A 17,820-nucleotide genomic window follows, 5' to 3' on the forward strand; every position below is an offset into this window, starting at 1 on the left:
CATAAATTACTTTTTTAACCAGTTTTTGTTTTTTATTTGACACTTTTTTCTTAATTTTCATACAATCAACATTCTGGGAGTTTTCAGCATTTTTTGAGGCTCCCAAATCTCGAGAAAAAGATAAACTCTAAAGGAGTCAATGGATGTTTAAAAAGATCACACGCATCTTTTTTGGGCTATGCCTAATACTTGGAACTACTCTCTCAGCACAAGAAGCTAAGAAGGGTCCACGTTCTTTCCTAATGTTTGGTATTGGTTCACAATTTGACCTAGGTCAACTTGGTGGAACAATCACAAAAGATGGATTGGATTCAACAAGACCAGTTCGATCCGCTAATGGCGATATCGCTGGTGGAACCCAGAAAGCAATCTATGCTGAAAATACTCTAGAAGCACTCAACGATACAAGCTTAGGCGCGATCGGAGTAAAAAGCAATGGAGCAATGGTAGGACTTAACCTAAACGTTGGTTATGAATCAGAAGGTCTATTCAATATTGACAGTCTATTCTGGAGAATCAATGTTAACTATACACAAAAAGTTGCAGGTGGTTACACTTCTTCTACAGTGGCTGGTTACAAATGGTTAGAGCAAGAATGGGACTATAAAGCTTGGACAATTCCAGCTTATATCGGTATCAAACTATACAATGATAAAAAAGACACAGCTTTCTACGTAGCAGCTGGTGCAAACTACTTCCGTGGTGGTTGGTCAGTCGCAGGAACTATCGATGGTGATACTCTTGCAGCGGCTTTCCCAGGTGTAGCTGGTCCAGGTGGATCACTTCTAAGTGACGCTCCATCTCCTTCTATCATTAATGAAAATGCTAAATTTAACGTTAGCGGTTTTGGTCTAAACTGGTTAGTTGGTGCACAAACTCAAGTTACAGACAGTGGACATCTATTCTTTGAACTAGAGACCATTCTTTCTGCAGCTATGGGACATGCAGGAACAAAATCTGCCGGTGGTGCTGCTGCACTTTCTCCATACCCTGCTTACCCAGTGGTAGTTGGTGGTCAGACATACCGAGTCGGTTACAAAATCGAACTTTAATCTCATATAGGAGGAATAACAACTAATGAAACTTAAATCATTTATTACAAAAACACTCGCAGTTTCTGCAATTGCTGCAATGGCTGTAAACTGTCATCCAGATAAAGTTGAAGAAGACGCACTATTAGCTGGTCTTGTTGCTTCACAAATTAGAGGACTTGGTGCAAGCAATTGCGCAATTTCTCTAAACTTAGCAACGCTTTATAGTGGAGCGATAATCCAGCAAGCTGTGAATTCAACATCCTTGACAGGTGCTACGATTTTTACTGAGGAAGAATTTGAAGCAGCATCCGCTACTACGGTAGCAGCAGGGCAAACTTATGAAACATACGGCCAGGTTCCTTACAACGTGAAATATGATGCTTTCATCCGAGGTGGTGGAACTTATACAGCCGATTCTAGAACTGCTGATATTAACTCTGCGAGAAATGTTGTTGATGTAGGAGCTTACTTTGGTTTGTTGGCTGCTGCAGTTAGTGCAAACGGTGGAGTAGCTACAATCTGTGGATCAGCAACATTACGCGCAGGTGTGTCCGGTGCACTTACTACCTGGTATGGAACTTATACCGGTGACCAAAAAACTACTCTAGATGGCACATTAACTGCTGCTGGAACTTCGCATACAGCGCTTAGTGGTGGTATTAATAATGCTGGAACTTGCGTAGCTACTTTCACTGCAATTGGTGCAAGGTTAACTACGGAAGCAGGATCTGCTTATCAAGCTCGCCAAGCTCATGTAAATGGTTCAGCTATACTAGCCTGTGGAAGAATTCCGAAATCAAGCTGTAGTCTTGCTGGAATTTCTACTGCCAATCGCGCAGCAGCAATTACTGCAAAAGAAAAAACTTATGCTGATATTGGAAACAATCCAGATTGTCGTAAAACCGATGCGGATTTCATGAATAGAGTTAGAACAGGTCTATTCACAGGACTTCCTCGGAACACTCCAGTTCTTGGAACTGTTGCTAGTCCAATTGATCAAATTGGTGCAATCAGCGAAGGTGGAACAGCTGCAAACAATCAAATTTTTGCAGAGAGTGCATATCCAGTGTCTAGTGCATTGAGTGCTATTTCTACAAACTTTAACGTAGCATTTCCGTTGACAACTGGAACTACTGCGCAAGCTAGTTCAACAATTCCTTACTACGGTGCTTCCAATATCAACTTTACAGTTGTTGATTCTTGTGAGTCAGTAGGTTTTATTGGCTACGGACCGATCAATGCTGCAGCAACTACATCAGCTGCTTTGCAAAATAGAAGAGAACTTACTTCTGTGAAAGAAATCGCTTATGCTTTCTCAACTCAAAATGCTGCTGCATCAACTTATGCTGCTATTTCAGCTGTAGTGAATGATGAGATCGCATGTAACAACTCTTTTAGAAGCAAATTTCCAATTCCACTAGCAATTGGTGGTGGAAAATTGCCAGAACTAGCTAATGCGAGTACTGGTGATGGTGGAGCTTCTTCTAACCTATCTCTCTGTGTATATGGTGGAACTGAAGCTGGTAGAGCGACTTCTATATCATTGTTGACTTCTGGAGTTGCTACACTTAGTGGAATAGAAAGTTGCACAATGGCTAATTTTGGAGCAGCTAATCGATTTGGTGACGCGGGATTAGAAAAATTGACAAACTTTCCAAATAACGAGTAATCGTTGTTTGAGTTAGACTATGAGATTTCGGATGAGAAATTGTCCGGAATTTCAGGAACCCGTTCTTCGAAAGGAGGGCGGGTTTTTTTTTGGGGTGTGGGGGAGAGGACAGGGCTTAAGCCCTGGCCGAAGGATTACGAGTTGTATTGATTTATCTAGGAATCGATGAATTGATAAAGTCAATTGTTTTTTAAGAACAGCCCGGGGCTTAAGCCCCGTCCTTGCTTTATCATAATTCCAAGTCAAATATTCTGAAGTCAATGCAGAAATTTATTAAGGACTTAGGTGTTCAATAGATTCTGACATCAATAACCGAAATTGTATAAAATTATTTAATAATATTTATTTGAAAAAATCGCAGAGGAATCTGCCTAGAAGGTGAGAAAAAAATGTTAAACCTAAATCATAGCGTCTCTGATAAGACTATTTTATTAGATTTTGAAAATTTGGTTCAAAAACAGATTAATAAAATTCTGCAAAAAGGAAGTCTTGTAACAGCTCTATTAGGTTTCACATCATCGATAGTACTTTATATTTCGGTAGTTTTGGAAATAGAGAAGGATATATTTGGTCCTATTTTGTGGGCCTTTATAGGAGGAATTTATTCAATATTTGTTCATTTTCTAGCTAGGAAAAATCTGATTAAGAATAGAAATATAGCGTTCGTTATGCTAGGTTTCGCATTTTTACCCTCGGTGATTTACATTTACGCATTTTTTTATTTACCTGCAGGAACCGCAACCTATTTAAGTGGGCCTCCTAGTTATTTATATTTTTTTCTCATCATAGTTACAGGTTTTGCATTTGATTTTCACTTATCTGTTGTATCAGGTTTATTCTGTGCAGTTCAATATACTTTGATTATAATTCTGAGTCTTGATCAAATTGAATTATTAGTACATCCAGATTTTCTTATGCAGCAAGATTTAAAATCCGCGAGATTTTATTTTTTTCGACCTCTTATGATGGCAGTCTCCGGTTTTGTTGTTGGGGTATTAGGAAGACAAGTTCGTCAGTTGATAGCTGAAACAATTGATCAAGAAAAAGAAAAAAGTCTTATCAATCGTCTATTTGGATTGTATGTATCGCCTGAAGTGCGAGAAAAAGTTGTTAGTCAAAAAACTGGTAATCCAGGAGAGAGAAAATTTCTTGCAATTTTATTTTGTGATATTCGAGATTTTACTAAAATTTCAGAAAACAAACAACCTGAAGATCTTGTTACGGAATTGAATGAGTATCTGGATGAAATGGCTTCCGCAATTTCATCTGAATCAGGAACAATTGATAAATTTATCGGAGATGCCGTTATGGCTGTGTTTGGTGGTGCGATCGAACTGGAATATCCTTGTGATCATGCCCTAAGAGCTAGCATTAAAATGCAAGAAAATCTTAAAAATTTGAATATAAAGCGAAAAAGTTTTGGATTAGAGCCTCTCAAAAATGGAATTGGTCTGAATTATGGAGAAGTATTTATTGGGCCAATAGGAAGTAGTGAAAGAAAAGATTTTACTGTAATTGGAGACGCTGTCAACACTACTTCAAGGATAGAAGCTGAATGCAAAAATCAGAACGTATCGCTAATATTCTCCAAGAACTTCTATGATAACCTGACTCCAAGCTATAAGGAGATGTCAAATTTTATTGGTACGGCATATGTTAAAGGAAAAAAGGAAGAAGTCTTACTATACGGCTTATCCTAATATATAACTCAGAAATTTAAAATTTCTAAACTTTATTGGAAAATTGGGAAAATAACTGCAAATTTGATAGGTAATGCTACAAATGCTTGGAACATAAAATTGTATATTAATATAGTATTAAATGTGAATACTATCTTGGCTTCGGTTTGATTTCTAGATTGTTCTAAAGGGCAGGGCTTAAGCCCAGGCCTAGAAAACACATCAATTGGTATCGAAATGATAATTGTAAATTGTATTTTAGCGTGAAATATTATTTGATCAATACCGAATTATCTTGATCACATAAAATTTGTAAATTATCCAACCTTTCTAACTTCTCTGACAAATTTTTTGGATCGAATTATTTCAAGTTCATCGATTATTGAATTTTTATTTGCTAAATTCCTATGGTGAAAGTGTTGATTCCGAATATAAGAATATACTGTTTTTAATTCATTTTCACTGATGGGTCTAGAATAGTAACCGTCTTGCCAAAATCTACCTCGATTCAGTTGTCTTGCCGAGAATCCTTTTATATGTTGCATGATCTTCGAAATGGAAAAATGATTTGGTATCGAAATTAGAATGTGAATATGATCTTGATAACCATTAAGAATATAAATGAAGAATTTTAATTCTTCTTCCTTTTGGCGAATGAGATTTCTTATTTTGATTTTTGTTATTGGATCTAAAGTTTTTTCGCGATATCTCGTCGAGAATACTAGGTGATAGGTATTTTGAAAATTTGTTTGTGCACCTGAACGAGATGTTGTTAGGGAATTGATTTTTAGTGGTTTCATTTATTCTTCTCCAGATAGAAATGCTAAATGATGGGCTTAAGCCCCCGGCTTCATATTTCTATTTCCAAAACCCAAAACCATTTTCAAAAAATTGTAAAAAATACTTTAATAACCCAGCAATCCGAAGTAAAACTATAAAATTTTTAAGATTACAATCCAGCCGTGGCATTGGCCGCTGGAGATTGATTCCAATTTTCCTTACAAGTGATCGCTCGAACAACAGTTCCTGTTGCGGCTGTGAATGTTCCTCCGTAAGCAATACTGCCCGATGCACAAAATCCTCCCGTAGAACTCGGTGCACCATTTGCAGATTGAGAACAAGAAGGATTGGTCGCTCCATTTCTGTAACAAATTGTTTGACTAGGTGGAGTTCCAGTCGTTGAAATGGTGACTGTTTTAATTAAAAGTATTCCCGAAAAATTTATATTAGGTGATGGAAGCGTTCCAGTAACATTCAAATCGACTAATGTGTTGTCAGATGTCTCAAAATCTGTTCGACATGCAATTGCATTGTAGTTTTTAATTGTGTTGCTTGCTAGATTTATTGGAGAGGTATAAATATTTGGTCCCCCACAGGTCGGACTGCTTCCATCATCTGCAAAATAAATGTTAGAACTAGGAGTAGAGGAAGTCATCGTTACTTCGACTGGAGTATTTGAATAAACTCCAGATGATGCTGGAGTGATTACAACATTTGCAGATTTTAGAATATAGTTAATTAATGATATTTGCGAATCATTGTAAGTCGGTCTGCAGCCAATGGCTTGAATCTGAGTTGGTGATTCAGTGATGGGAATATCTGGTGTTATACCTGGTTGATATAATATTCCTGTGCTCGGGCAGGCAGGAGGTGTTCCATTTAGCGTATATCGAACAGTGTCAGCATCTACAGATGTGATAGATACAGCAAAGGAATCATTGTAAGTGCCTTGAGATACACTGAAGCTAGGAGTTCCAACGCTCAAGGGTCGCACTATTGGCAATGATGAAATATCAGACTGAGTCCAATTATTAGAACAAGAAACTGCCTTTACAGTTGTTGTGAAAGTTAAGGAGAAGGCTCCTAAACTCTGAGTGCTTGTTGCTCCACAGGTTCCTGAAGTTAAGGTTGAGCAACTAGGATTAGAATTATCTAATGTATAACATATAACCTGCAAAAGCAACTGCGGGTCTGGTCCAATTGGTCCGATAAGTATTTCGTCCACTCCAGTTTCAGCTATGCTTGGACTTGGAACTTTGCCAGTGATTGTATAGTTGGTCGGCGCAACGTTTGCATCATTGTAGCCAGATTTGCAACCAATGGCTCGAATTGTTGTAGTTGTATTGAGATTTAATGGAATGGAAGCAGTATATAAATTTCCACTGCCCAAGCAATCAGGTACTGTCACTCCATCATCAGAATAACGAATCACCGCAGTATTAGTATTCGTTGTTATTGTTAAATTCTGAACGGTCTGGTAAATTCCAGATGTAGGATTCATTTGCAAAGGCGATACATTAAAAGTATATGTAACAGGAGTCATTTGAGGTGAATCTAAATAACCTGAGCGACAAGCGATTGCTTTGACGACTGTATTTGTTGTGTTAATGAGAACCGGCGTTCCAGTAAATTCTGAAAATCCGCCTGAGCAATCTGGATCCAACCCATTCACAGAATAATATATACTTGCATTGGAAGTTATGGTTGAAAAATCCAATTCCAAATCGTTAAAGTAGGTGCCGCTTGGATAATCAACCATTGGAGATGCAACTGTTTCCCCAATTTCATAGTTTGCTACTGCTGTAGCGGAGTCCGTAAACCCAGATTTGCAGGATATAGCAACTACGGTGGCTGAATTGGACAAGTTGAACGGTGTAGTATACAATGTTCCATTGAATCCAGAACAATCGGGATTGGTTCCGTCGTCTTTATAATAGATATCAACGCCCATTTCTGAACCAGTATATTCAATTCCAATCAATTGGGCAGATATATAAGCGCCAGGTGTAATGGAAAAAACTGGTGATGTTAAGGTTCCCAAATCAATAGCATATACACCAAAATTTATAAATGAAAATTCATCTTCAAAACATGCAATTGCGCGAATCTCAACAGTTTGTCCATAATCTATAAAAATTGAATTAGAATAAATAGTTGAAACTTCGCAAATCGGATCGCTTCCATCTAATGTATAATAGATGGAAGCAACTGATGTCTGGGAAGTGAGTGTAACGGATTGTGGATTAGCATATGATCCAGGCGATGGAGAAAATTCAGGTATTTTAACATTTGATTTTTCACATCGAATGATAGTGTTCTGTATATCTGAATTTTGAAAAGTCCCTTCGCCACCCGTCACGATACATTCTTGAATGGGAGTAATGGGTTGAGATTGGACTGTGATTCGGTAGGAATCCCCGCGACGAAAATTTGCTTGGAATTGAAAAATCCCGTTTTGGGAAATTTCCAAAAACTCTTGATTTCCATCCGACAATTCCAGACGGATTGCTAACCCTTTTCCGGTTAATCCCAAGACCTCGGCTGATATTTTTAATTCAGAATTATTGGCTGAGGCCAAATTAGAAAGTGTCAGAATTTCCAATAGTCCTGAATTGAGCCCAGGCCACTTGCAATCCAGATTTACAAAAATATATAAAATTATAACAAATTTATGCCAAATCTGAAAAATAGAAAATTTTGATTTAAAAATCTCTATCATAAAATTACTCGAACTTGACACAAATAGTCAATTATTTCTTAATTATGTTCAGTGTTATGAAAATGCATATATTTGCAATAAGATTTAACTTAATATTTGTGACATTCGTTTTCAGTTATTTAAAGGTTTTAGCATATAAAGGATAACATATATGGCGTTATTGAAAGATATTTATAATCCTAAATTTTTTTCACCTATTTCAGATTTTTTGGAATCTAGTTTGGATCAATTTGATAGAAAAATATTCATGAAAAAGATTTTAAATAAGCAATTTGAAGAGCTGGAACTCAAAGATCGAATGAAACATATAGCAATTGTTCTGAAAGAATATTTGTCTCCAGATTTCGCCAGCGCAACAGAGCAGATTATAGATATGATTGATTTCTTGCGAGAAAGAGAACAAGATGAATCAGAGTTTGGTTTCGGTTACTTGTTTCTACCTGAATACATTTACTTGTATGGATTAGAATATTTTGATCAATCAATCTGGGCTATGGAGAGGATCACTCAATTTACGAGTTGTGAATTTGCAGTGAGGCCTTTTCTAATCCGTTACGAGAGCAAAATGCTTGCCGTAATGTTGCAATGGTCTAAACATAAAAATGAATCGGTTCGTCGTCTTGCAAGTGAAGGTTCGCGTCCAAGATTACCTTGGGGTATAGCCCTCCAAGAATTCAAAAAAAATCCAAATAAAATAATTCCAATCCTGGAGAATTTAAAAGAAGATCCATCCGAAACTGTTAGGAGAAGCGTTGCAAATAACTTAAATGATATTTCTAAGGATAATCCAGATGTAATGATCTCACTTATTAATAAGTGGAAAGGAAAATCTGATACAACCGATCGCTTGATAAAGCATGCAAGTAGAACTTTACTTAAGCAAGGTCATCCTTCTATTTTAAAGATTTATAATCTTAACAATAAATCTATAAAAATGGGAGAATTCAGAATATTTTCCAAATCAATAAAAATTGGTTCAAGTCTTGAGTTCCGATTCAATCTAGAAAACATTTCTTCGAAGCCTAAGTTGATTCGACTTGAATATGGAATTTATTTTCTGTTGAAGAATGGATCTCTATCTCGAAAAGTATTTAAAATTAGTGAGAAAACAGTAGAGCCCTATGAAAAGTCGCAGTGGGTTAAAAAGCATAGTTTTAGAATCATTACAACAAAGCAATTTTATCCAGGAAGGCAATCTTTATCAATCATTGTGAACGGAGAAGAAGTAAATCGGCAAGACTTTTATTTGGAATTATAGTCATTACTTAGAATTGATGGTTTGTATCGGTTATTTTAAAAATATAATTAGTATTATGTGAAAATAATACTCTATATGGTGGAGTAATAGCGGCAAATTTGGCTAAAGGAGTTACTGTGATATTTGAAGGAATCAAATCTGGAGTCACTTTAAACGCTTATAAAGGAACACGATGTGAATTTACAGATGGTACTTCTTCGGCATTGGCAAGTAGAGATCTAATTCAAGTTACTCTTGGTGAAGGCAGAAGCTTTACGGTTTCCAATTCTGGAGACTACTTTTTCGTTGCGTCTTCCGTAGGATCTACAGAGACAACTTTAATTACAAATATTACAGTTCGTAAATAACTTGCGATCTAAAACTAATTTGGCAAGTAGAATGATCCTACTTGCTTTTTTGAATAAATCATTTAGATGAAACCTCTAAATGTAATCTAAATAGTTTTCATTTTGAACAAATCATTGTGCTGTATATTAAACAAATAATTGACAATAATCTAAAGAACTGAGAAAAAGTTGAATAATGAAGATATCAATACTGTTCACAATTTTATTAGCTGCTGCTTTAAATGCGCAGCCTTCTACAAAAGAAGCCAAAGAATTGCATGGTTATTCCAAGAAAATCTGTGCAAAAATGTCAGAATGTGTTATGAAGCAAGCCGCAAAACTTCCTCCTGAGCAGAAAAAAATGATGGAATCGCTATTCCCAAGTGGGGACGTATGTGTGCAACAATATGTAAACCACGGTGCAGCTGGTGACGATAAATCTGATCAGAGAAAAATTACCAAAGAAGAGTTAGAAGCTATGAAGAAATGTATGAGCGATATGTCTAAGGCATCATGTGAGTCTCTCATGGCAGGAGAAAATCCTTCAAGTTGTGCCCAATTTCAAGAATAAATAATATGGCGAGGGAACTTTAATTTCATTTAAAAATTAATCCGTGTCATATAAAATCTATCAGAATAGTTAATTTATTATTGACTATTCTGATAAAATTTGGATTTCTGAGAGTCTCAACCTTTTAAATCATGCATACAGTCTCTTCTTTTGCTCGCTCCAAACCGGTGCTATTTTTAATCATTTTTACAGTATTTTTTTCATTTCCTATTTTCTGCCTAATTCTGTTTCCTGAAACTTTCGTTTTTACTTTAGGTTCTTCCGAGTATTTACTATTCCATAATATATCTGAAATATTTAGCGTGATCGTTTCACTATCAATTTTTGGAGTGGGATGGTATACATATGAGCAAAACCACAATAAACATGATCTTTTTTTGGCAGTTTCCTTTCTAACGATCGGTCTATTGGATTTTATGCATGCCCTATCATACGAAGGTATGTCTCCATTTATTACACCAAATTCTCCGAACAAATCAACACAGTTTTGGATTGTTGTTAGAACATACACAGCATTGATTTTTCTGATTAGTTCACGAATTATTCAAAAAAAAAGTCAGTTATCTTTTTCAAAATATTGGATTCTCGGTATTAATATTGCTTTTTCCTTTATTATTTTTATATGGATTACTTTTTTTCCGCAATTTTTTCCAGACACATATCGTTATCCTGAAGGTTTGACAAGATTCAAAATCTTATCTGAATACATAACTGTCATTTTATTAGTTTTTGCTTTTATTTTTTATTATAATAAAATGTTAGAAACGGATGATTTAAGCATAATATATTTCCTTATTGCATTTATATTTTCTATACTAAGTAGCATGGTCTTTACCACATATTCTAATGTTTATGATAGCTATAGTATGCTTGGTCATGTTTATAAAATACTTTCTTTTTATTGCATTTATCAAGGAATATTTGTAAATTCAGTTAATAGACCTTATTCAAAACTTTCCCGTTCCAATGAGAGTTTAAAAGCAGAGATTTCTGAGCATGAACAGACTGAATCAAAGCTACAAGGTATGATTCTTGTTAAGGAAACTTTGATTAGAGAATTGTATCATCGTATAAATAATACCCTACAAGTAATCAAAGGAATGCTAGTTTTGCAGGGGAATGAATATAAAGATTTAAAACAAATTGGAGAATTGATTGAGAAAACAGAAGATAGAATTCAGGCAATATCTTTTGTACATCAACTTCTTTACTCAACGCAGAATCTATCTAAGATTTCTGTACGAGAATATTTTCAAAAATTATCAAAATATTTATTTGATTCAATTGATAAAGAAGGTAAAGAAATTTCAATTGTTTTCAATATTCAAGATTTAGAGATATTAATGGATACCGCAATTCCGTTAGGTTTGATTGGAAATGAAATGATATCTCAAAGTTTGGAATATTCTTTTTCCAAGACTAAAAAAGGCTTCATCGAGATTCATTTTGGTATTATCGATGATAAAAATTACAGATTTGAGTACAAGGATTCTGGTGATGTTGTATTGGAGAAAGAGAATCTTTCGGATTTCAAGAATTCATTTGGATCGAAGCTGATTTTCATGTTAGGTGAGAGTCAAATGAAAGGTAGCATTAATCTCATAGAGGAAAAAGGAATCCATTGGGTAATTGATTTCCCAATGAACATATACCAAGCACGTGTCTGAAGATTTAAAAACAACTAAAATTCTACTAGTTGAAGACGAAACCTTCAATGCTCTTTTAATGGAGCATCAACTTAGGAAAATTGGTTTCGAGTTAATATATCATGTATCTACGGGAGAAGATGCGATTTTTACGGCTCGCCTCGAGAATCCAGATCTTGTGATAATGGATATTAGACTTGCTGGGGAAATGGATGGAATTGAAGCTTCAACAATTATTCTACAAGAATCAAAAGTTCCGATTCTTTTTGTTACAGGATACGATGATGAATTGATTCGTCTATCTGCAAAAAAACTCGACCCAATTGGTTATCTACTCAAACCAATTGATATGAATGAATTGAAATCTATCCTGTTATCACTATTCAATCAATAGTTAGATTTTAATTATTTTCTTTGAAGATTGATTTCTTTAAGTCCGGTATATCAATTTCAAAATGAAAATATTTATTCCTATTTAGTTCATAGTCCAAATCTAACCACCACTTGTTGATTGAAGATGCAACAATGAGAAACCCATGTTCGAATTTAGAAAAGAGCTTATCATCATATTTTGTAAAATAACTTCTCATTGAATTTAGCACATCTTCGCTGTGATTGATTTCGAATTCCTTGTGCCCTCGAATATAATAGTAGAGTAAACTTTTGGATTTGCTATAATCAGCACCCACGATGTGAAGAAATATTTTCTCAACAATATGAAATTCAAGAATTGCATTGTATTCAAAAGAATATAGAGCTCCAGCCGAGAATGCATTGTCATCGTTTCTGAAAATATCTTTCATTGTGTCTAGGAAAGCCCTAGTTGAGGACCACGGTTCAACTTTATCTGGATCAAAGAGTAATTCTTCCCTATATCCTTGGCGCATCAATTCAAGATGCGGAACTTCCAATGTCTCACTGCCTAGCTCTTCTTGAATATTATGAATGATTTCGTTTTGCAATGTCTTCCAATCGTGGTTACGAATGGTTGCGTCAAGTAACATATGTATCGCTTCATTGGAGAAAATTGAATATTGTTTTAGAACATTCAATGCATCATTGACTGTATACTTTACTTTATCATTCTGCAATTCGCGAACAATATTATTTCTTTTGTAGTCGAGTTGCGGAAAGAACTGATCATTATCTTTCTGAAGTTTTGAAACTAATTCATCAAAAGTTTGAATCTGAGAACTCATTTTTTTTCTAACTCCATCATAAAATCTTCAACAGCAAAGACAGTTTTGTTGAAGACTGGATCTCTCTTAAGATCACGACTTCTTTCCAGAGGTAGAGGGATTTTGAAATGTTTTACAAATCTTCCCGGATTGGATGCCATAATGTAAATATCATCCGCAAGATACACAGCCTCAGCAATATCATGAGTTACGAAAACAATAGTTGTATGGAGTTCAGTCCAAATCGCATTCAACATATCTTGCATATCCAATCTTGTCTTAACATCAAGTGCACCAAACGGTTCGTCCATCACAAGGATCTCAGGTTTGATTGCAAGATTCATAGCAATCGCTACTCTTTGCAATTGTCCACCAGATAACATAGGATATTCGGCATACTTATCTTCGTGTCCCTTGAGTCCTACAAGTTCAATAATTCTTCTTGCTTCCTTTCGTCTTTCGTTGAAAGAAATTCCTTGGTATCGCATTCCTAATTCAACATTTTCTAATACAGTATACCAGGGAAGACAAGAGTATCTCTGAAATACCATTCCTACTCTATGGTTAATTTCTCTCGGAGTTCCATTGATAAAAATTTCGCCGGCTGTGGGTTTTTGTAATCCACAGATATACCGAAGAACAGTACTTTTACCACAACCGGATGTTCCAAGAATTGCAACAAATTGACCTTGGTTTGGTTTATTTTCAATGAGAAAATTTAAATCTTGGAGGATCCAAGTCTGTCCACCATCATAGGATTGTTTGATATTTCTAAGTTCAATAACATCATCTAACTTCGAATTTGGGAATTCCAACTGATTCATTTGTGTCCAACCTTTTTGTATGGGAAAATGATTTTGTCAATGTAGAAGAGCAATCTATCTTGAAGTAGTCCGATGATCATGATCACGATCAAGACTCCGTAAACTTGATCAATCTTACTTTGACGTGCACTCAAGTAAGCCAGTGCACCTAAACCACCAGTCCGATTGATTACTTCGGCTACGACAAGATAAGTCCAAGAAATCGCAACTAGAACACGGATATCATCCGAGACTCTAGATAGAACTGAAGGCAGGTAGACGGTTATGATCTGTTGGACTTTGCTTGCACCAAGTGTATATGTTGTATCCAAATGGACTTTGTCCACTTCATCGATTCTCTGAACCACAGTTGGAAGTAGATAAACAAAAATACCAAAGCTTAGAAATTGAATTTTCATAGTATCTTCAATTCCAAACCAAGCAATGAACAATCCCAGAGTTGCCGTGAGAGGTACATAACGTATTGCATCAATGTATTTGCTAAAAGTTTTTCGTACTATTGGGAATAAGCCCAATAAAAAGCCAAGTGGTATCGCAAGCCCTATGGCTTGACCGTATCCAGCAAAATTCAAATACAATGAATAGATAATATTCTGAAGGAGGTTGTCGGATTGATACATCCTTGGAAGAGAAGAGAAAACGCTGAAGGGCGAAGGCAAAATAAGTTCAGATATAATTCCAGTCAAGGAAATCAACGTCCAGATCGCCATTATGATAAAAAAACCACTGATAGTGTAGATCATGTTTTCTCCGTTTAATAATCTTCAGATAAATTGAATCAGCCTGAGTAGATCCCTCAGACTGATTCAAGCTTATAAATAATTTAATAAAAAATTATTTATAAATTGTTTCTATTTTATTGAATTAGCTCGAAATCCGTTCTTCTGTTTTGAGCTCGTCCAACTTCGGTATCGTTGGATGCTATTGGTTTGTCTGGACCATTTCCAACGATTACGAATCTAGATTTGCTAAAGCTGTAACGTGTGGCTAGAAAATCTGCGACAGATTTGGCTCGTTTTTCAGATAAGGCAACGTTCAAATCATGACTGCCAACTGAATCCGTATTTCCTTCAATACGAACTCTAGCGTTTCCGAAAGCTTTTGCTATTGAACCAAATTCACGAGATATCACCAATTTTGCTTCATCTGTAAGAGTGGAACTTCCTGTTGGAAAATTTACAGTGATTCTTTTTACTGCGAACGCTTCTGCTTTGTCTCCACCTGCTTGAGAGAAAACTTTTTGTGTTTCAGCTGCATGTGCATTGCCTGTTAATTTAAGTTCTGATATAAAAGACATATCAATCACAGATCTCCAAGCAGGAACTCGAGCTGGTGCAAGATTGATCTGAGCATATTCATATGCCATAGAAGTATATAATTCTTCACCTTTGACGCCTTGGTAAGAAGTATCTATTCCAAAAAAATTGATATTATCTCCATATGTTGCTAGCCTAACATTATTTATAGCATTGTAGCAAAAGTCTTCAGGTTGATTCAATCCTCTAGAAAGAATTGTCGCAGCTTCTCTTTTTGCTTTTTCGCTTGCATTGATTTCAGATGCACCGATCAACCAGCCACGCACTAAATTAGAAATATCTTGCCTGTTTTTTTCAAGAAAAGGTTTACTGATTAAGAATCCATCCGCTATAATATGCGATGCATCTCTTGTATTCTTCAACACTTTACTTCCTGGAACTCTTGTAACGAGGTCTTCATCGTCAGGACTCCAAACTACTGCAGCATCAACAGCACCCGCTTTATAAGTTGTTGCGGAATCAATTGCCGATGGAACTTCAACGATTTCAATATCGCTCATCGACAGTCCGCCCGCTTTGAGCATCCAGATTAGAAAAGTATGACTTGGGGTTCCAAAAGCTACTGTAACTTTTTTGCCTTTAAGATCATTGATAGTTTTGATTCCTTCACGCACAACGATAGCATCACCACCTCGGCTCCAGTCCGCTTGAAAAAGGAAAATAGGTTCCACTTTTGCGAGAGCATCCACTTCAGTTGGAAATGAGTCAACTGTTACCCACAAGAGATTGCACTTACCAGCTTTGAATGCGTCTCTACTGGTTGCAAAATCATCAATCACGGTAAAGTTTACAAGGAAGCCATAGTCTTTGAAATATCGACTCTCGGCACTTGCATTAAAGCCTTTGTTAAAATATTGTCCACCAGCATAACCGCCCCAGGTTACAACACATACGTTGTAGAGTTTCGTATCTTTTGGGACTCCTTCAGGTATTGCAACAGAAGACTGTGTTCCGATTAGGTCAGATTGAGCTAACCAGCGTAATCCGAAGAATAAGCCAGCAACAATTAATATTGTTATAAGTATTTTTGCAAATGGTGTTAGTGTAGTTTTTTTCATGTAGTCATATTCTCCTTAAATTATAAAAACGAATCCCATTTGGATGAGGAGTCGAGTTTTGTATCTGCCTTGTCTCTTTTTGTTATAGAATCCGGTAATTGATTGTTCTTTTCTAATTTTTCCAATAGATCGAAACCTTTAGAAGTTAGAACATTATTCTCAATATCGATTGTATTCATTACATCTGTGCTTATATCCATATAATAATTGATCTCTCCAATTTTTTGTGAAACGTTGTCAGCGAGTAGTTGTAAACTTGCTTCGTAGATTTCTAATTTATCTGGGTCACCTTTTAGAATTTTCATTCCGGCTTTGAGTGCAGAATGTCCTTCCTTGTAAGCAAGATATTCATCTTTTTGTAAATTCACTTCGTTGATTGTATCTTGTAGAACGTAATCAGAATTTTCTCGAATTCTAAATAAGAGATTGTACAATTTGTCCAATCTTTCTTTTAATTCTCCTAATCGTTTATTGCTATCAACTAGTCTTGCTGCTTGATTGGCAGAGAGAGCTGTGATTTTTGCATTGCCTTGATCTTTAGCGGATTTTGCTTTTCTTAGTTCATTCTCCATTTCTTCAGCGTTCTTCGTAATTTTATTCCCGATTTTTTGGAGTTGTTCTCGCAGACCCATGATCTTGGAATCCATTTCCTTCATCGTGCCTTTTAGATGATCAATGTAGATTTCCAAATTCTTAATTGGGTCTAGGTTGATCACGAGACCCGTTAAAGTTTTCATGAGTTGTTTATAGAGATACCAAATGGCTGTTCTAAATTTAGGATCTAACGCGATATATACGATAGCCGACAATCCGGCAACGGAGAAAATCGTATACCATAAGTTTGAAAGGATCTCATTTATAATTGGTAGTCCAATATAGAGAAGGTATCCAATTCCAAATACAATGGAGCCCATGAATATAGCACCAGTGACACCTTCTGGTTTTTTCCAGAACGATTTTATTTTTTCCTTATCATCCAATAATGAACTCATTACTTATCCCCTAGTACTTTTTTTATTGATAATTCATCTTCTTTCAAAGTAGCAATAACTATCTTATAAGCTTCTTCAAATCCATGCGAATTAGTTTCCGCTTTCTGCTCATTCTCTTCAATGCTTTTTCGCAATTTTTGTTCTAGACCTTTTAATCTCTCGATTTCAGAAACTGTGTTTGCAAGTTCCTTCTGGTCTTCTTGAATTTTTTCTTTTAGTTTTATTACAACATTTTGTTCGAATTCTTTTTTATTTTTATCAACAACTTGTTTATAATGGCTTATCGAATCTATGATGTTCTTAGGCGAGGTAAGTGATTTGACTGCAATGGATGCAGATTTGATCGCTTGATCTTGAGTGAGTCCACTCTCTTTTAGTTCCTCGATCGATGTCTTAAATTCTAAATAATCGTAACCGTCTAGATTGGATTTTTCTATATCTTTGGTGAGTATTTCAACAAATCTACCAACTTCCTTAGTTGTCGCAGGTTTTGAGGAAACTTGTGTGCTGGATTTCGGAGCAGGAGTGGGTTCTGCTTTCGCAGCTTCTTTACTCGTTTCTGCTGGTTCTTCTTCCCCTGTAAATTCTGTCTGAATAAATAGATTTTTGATTGATTTTAGTGGCATTTTATTATTTCATCCCTGATGTTAATAATTTCTTTACTTTTGATTAATTAAAATTACCTAGAGGTATCATAATTCAATTTATGATTCTATTTTGAAAGTATTTTTCGTTTTCGGCTGATTGAATTTTCGAAAGCATGGAAGCTT

Annotated in this window: 16 protein-coding genes; 8 read left to right on the plus strand and 8 right to left on the minus strand. The window is 35.7% G+C overall.

Annotation, left to right across the window (positions count from 1 at the left end; translation table 11 throughout):
- The first annotated feature begins 143 nt into the window (after positions 1-143).
- From O4O04_RS02860 to O4O04_RS02870, 3 genes are all read left to right on the plus strand, one after another.
- On the plus strand, positions 144-1,052 hold the full coding sequence (locus O4O04_RS02860; RefSeq protein ID WP_272534051.1) for a porin OmpL1: 909 nt from the start codon (positions 144-146) through the stop codon (positions 1,050-1,052).
- Positions 1,053-1,077: 25 nt separating this feature from the next.
- A complete protein-coding gene (locus tag O4O04_RS02865; protein ID WP_272534052.1) occupies positions 1,078-2,703 on the plus strand; it encodes a hypothetical protein in 1,626 nt (541 codons plus the stop codon).
- Positions 2,704-3,092: 389 nt separating this feature from the next.
- Positions 3,093-4,403, plus strand: coding sequence for an adenylate/guanylate cyclase domain-containing protein (locus O4O04_RS02870; protein WP_272534054.1), 1,311 nt, complete (start codon positions 3,093-3,095; stop codon positions 4,401-4,403).
- Between the two features lie 296 nt (positions 4,404-4,699).
- On the opposite strand, the gene tnpA is transcribed toward O4O04_RS02870, so the two are convergent.
- Together tnpA and O4O04_RS02880 are read right to left on the minus strand one after the other, a co-directional pair.
- The gene (gene tnpA, locus O4O04_RS02875) at positions 4,700-5,182 is read right to left on the minus strand and encodes an IS200/IS605 family transposase (protein ID WP_272534055.1); all 483 of its coding nucleotides are present in this window, start codon (positions 5,180-5,182) and stop codon (positions 4,700-4,702) included.
- A gap of 149 nt (positions 5,183-5,331) precedes the next feature.
- Entirely contained in the window at positions 5,332-7,881 is a 2,550-nt protein-coding gene (locus O4O04_RS02880; RefSeq protein WP_272534057.1) for a chitobiase/beta-hexosaminidase C-terminal domain-containing protein, read from the minus strand.
- 247 nt (positions 7,882-8,128) lie between these two features.
- On the opposite strand from O4O04_RS02880, the gene O4O04_RS02885 reads away from it, so the two are divergent.
- The 5 genes from O4O04_RS02885 (at position 8,129) to O4O04_RS02905 (ending at position 12,076) form a co-directional block, all read left to right on the plus strand.
- Positions 8,129-9,139, plus strand: a complete 1,011-nt coding sequence (locus O4O04_RS02885; protein WP_272534059.1) for a DNA alkylation repair protein — start codon at positions 8,129-8,131, stop codon at positions 9,137-9,139.
- A gap of 98 nt (positions 9,140-9,237) precedes the next feature.
- Positions 9,238-9,486 (plus strand): hypothetical protein, encoded by a 249-nt coding sequence (locus O4O04_RS02890; RefSeq protein ID WP_272534061.1) that lies wholly within the window; start codon positions 9,238-9,240, stop codon positions 9,484-9,486.
- Positions 9,487-9,661: 175 nt separating this feature from the next.
- A complete protein-coding gene (locus O4O04_RS02895; protein WP_272534062.1) occupies positions 9,662-10,036 on the plus strand; it encodes an LA_2478/LA_2722/LA_4182 family protein in 375 nt (124 codons plus the stop codon).
- Positions 10,037-10,167: 131 nt separating this feature from the next.
- Entirely contained in the window at positions 10,168-11,703 is a 1,536-nt protein-coding gene (locus O4O04_RS02900) for an MASE3 domain-containing protein (protein ID WP_272534063.1), read from the plus strand.
- The gene (locus tag O4O04_RS02905) at positions 11,696-12,076 is read left to right on the plus strand and encodes a response regulator (RefSeq protein ID WP_272534064.1); all 381 of its coding nucleotides are present in this window, start codon (positions 11,696-11,698) and stop codon (positions 12,074-12,076) included. Before O4O04_RS02900 ends, O4O04_RS02905 begins: the two co-directional genes overlap by 8 nt.
- A 7-nt stretch (positions 12,077-12,083) precedes the next feature.
- Here the strand turns inward: O4O04_RS02905 and O4O04_RS02910 are convergent, their stop codons facing one another.
- The 6 genes from O4O04_RS02910 to O4O04_RS02935 form a co-directional block, all read right to left on the minus strand.
- On the minus strand, positions 12,084-12,881 hold the full coding sequence (locus O4O04_RS02910; protein ID WP_272534066.1) for a DUF3865 domain-containing protein: 798 nt from the start codon (positions 12,879-12,881) through the stop codon (positions 12,084-12,086).
- Positions 12,878-13,684: an ABC transporter ATP-binding protein gene (locus tag O4O04_RS02915; protein ID WP_272534067.1), complete on the minus strand. Its 807-nt coding sequence runs from the start codon at positions 13,682-13,684 to the stop codon at positions 12,878-12,880. Before O4O04_RS02915 ends, O4O04_RS02910 begins: the two co-directional genes overlap by 4 nt.
- Complete coding sequence (locus tag O4O04_RS02920; protein ID WP_272534068.1) at positions 13,681-14,427, minus strand: ABC transporter permease; 747 nt, start codon at positions 14,425-14,427, stop codon at positions 13,681-13,683. The genes O4O04_RS02915 and O4O04_RS02920 overlap by 4 nt, the downstream gene beginning before the upstream one ends.
- A 113-nt stretch (positions 14,428-14,540) precedes the next feature.
- Complete coding sequence (locus tag O4O04_RS02925; protein ID WP_272534069.1) at positions 14,541-16,058, minus strand: phosphate ABC transporter substrate-binding/OmpA family protein; 1,518 nt, start codon at positions 16,056-16,058, stop codon at positions 14,541-14,543.
- Between the two features lie 20 nt (positions 16,059-16,078).
- On the minus strand, positions 16,079-17,050 hold the full coding sequence (locus O4O04_RS02930; RefSeq protein ID WP_272534070.1) for a hypothetical protein: 972 nt from the start codon (positions 17,048-17,050) through the stop codon (positions 16,079-16,081).
- Positions 17,050-17,676, minus strand: a complete 627-nt coding sequence (locus tag O4O04_RS02935; protein ID WP_272534071.1) for a hypothetical protein — start codon at positions 17,674-17,676, stop codon at positions 17,050-17,052. Before O4O04_RS02935 ends, O4O04_RS02930 begins: the two co-directional genes overlap by 1 nt.
- Positions 17,677-17,820 lie beyond the last annotated feature (144 nt).

The organism is Leptospira sp. GIMC2001 (assembly GCF_028462125.1).
Classification (GTDB): domain Bacteria; phylum Spirochaetota; class Leptospiria; order Leptospirales; family Leptospiraceae.

Bases quoted from the DNA above. Each gene is read 5' to 3' on its own strand.
- O4O04_RS02860 (WP_272534051.1), top strand. From the start codon at position 144: ATGTTTAAAAAGATCACACGCATCTTTTTTGGGCTATGCCTAATACTT.
- O4O04_RS02865 (WP_272534052.1), top strand. From the start codon at position 1,078: ATGAAACTTAAATCATTTATTACAAAAACACTCGCAGTTTCTGCAATT.
- O4O04_RS02870 (WP_272534054.1), top strand. From the start codon at position 3,093: ATGTTAAACCTAAATCATAGCGTCTCTGATAAGACTATTTTATTAGAT.
- tnpA (WP_272534055.1), bottom strand. From the start codon at position 5,182: ATGAAACCACTAAAAATCAATTCCCTAACAACATCTCGTTCAGGTGCA.
- O4O04_RS02880 (WP_272534057.1), bottom strand. From the start codon at position 7,881: ATGATAGAGATTTTTAAATCAAAATTTTCTATTTTTCAGATTTGGCAT.
- O4O04_RS02885 (WP_272534059.1), top strand. From the start codon at position 8,129: ATGAAAAAGATTTTAAATAAGCAATTTGAAGAGCTGGAACTCAAAGAT.
- O4O04_RS02895 (WP_272534062.1), top strand. From the start codon at position 9,662: ATGAAGATATCAATACTGTTCACAATTTTATTAGCTGCTGCTTTAAAT.
- O4O04_RS02900 (WP_272534063.1), top strand. From the start codon at position 10,168: ATGCATACAGTCTCTTCTTTTGCTCGCTCCAAACCGGTGCTATTTTTA.
- O4O04_RS02910 (WP_272534066.1), bottom strand. From the start codon at position 12,881: ATGAGTTCTCAGATTCAAACTTTTGATGAATTAGTTTCAAAACTTCAG.
- O4O04_RS02915 (WP_272534067.1), bottom strand. From the start codon at position 13,684: ATGAATCAGTTGGAATTCCCAAATTCGAAGTTAGATGATGTTATTGAA.
- O4O04_RS02920 (WP_272534068.1), bottom strand. From the start codon at position 14,427: ATGATCTACACTATCAGTGGTTTTTTTATCATAATGGCGATCTGGACG.
- O4O04_RS02925 (WP_272534069.1), bottom strand. From the start codon at position 16,058: ATGAAAAAAACTACACTAACACCATTTGCAAAAATACTTATAACAATA.
- O4O04_RS02930 (WP_272534070.1), bottom strand. From the start codon at position 17,050: ATGAGTTCATTATTGGATGATAAGGAAAAAATAAAATCGTTCTGGAAA.
- O4O04_RS02935 (WP_272534071.1), bottom strand. From the start codon at position 17,676: ATGCCACTAAAATCAATCAAAAATCTATTTATTCAGACAGAATTTACA.